The sequence below is a fragment of the Streptococcus mitis genome (assembly GCF_001579035.1).
In the GTDB taxonomy this organism is placed as follows: domain Bacteria; phylum Bacillota; class Bacilli; order Lactobacillales; family Streptococcaceae; genus Streptococcus; species Streptococcus mitis_J.
The window spans coordinates 152,561-153,163 of the sequence record NZ_KQ970287.1; the positions used below are offsets into that span (position 1 = coordinate 152,561).

The 603-nt window shown below is 29.0% G+C and carries 1 pseudogene; it reads left to right on the forward strand.

Annotated elements, in window-relative coordinates:
- Positions 1–79: 79 nt before the first annotated feature.
- Positions 80–142 (forward strand): annotated as a pseudogene (locus SMIDD26_RS13685) (IS200/IS605 family transposase); the annotation flags it as partial.
- Positions 143–603 lie beyond the last annotated feature (461 nt).

Sequence of the window (603 nt, forward strand, 5' to 3'; positions counted from 1 at the left end):
GTGCGCATCGAAGGTTATAACCAAAAAAACTCCAATAATAAAGGTGTCCAAGCCTATCATATAGCGAGAGGAGAAAAATATGGCTGAAAAAGCTAATAGTTTACCACATACAAAATGGATGTGTAAATACCACATTGTTTTTCTAAAATGTTAGAATCTTCAACGTATTGCAATAATGTATAATGAGTGAATTAACTGTTATTGGGTAGTGGTTACTATGATACTTAAATACAGTTAAGAAAAAGCTAGTAGTAGTGTACCTATAATGAAGTAGAATAACAAAAAAGCATGCTATAACTATAACGAATGCATAATTTATAGTAAGAATACAATAGCGAATATCGCTTGACAATTAGTTATAATAGATATACGATTTAATCATGAGGTTAGTTCAGGAAACATAAGAGGCTTTCGGTATCTGAAACATTCTGTAGAAATGATGACGTATTTAATAACGATATAATAATTAAGAGAGAAAACAAAATGAGAGTACCAACTTATATTAAAGAAGAAAATTACAATATAATAAATATAGATGATACATTTACAAGTATTAGTATTTGCAACAACTTAGAAAGTGGAGATACCAACGAACTGTATGAA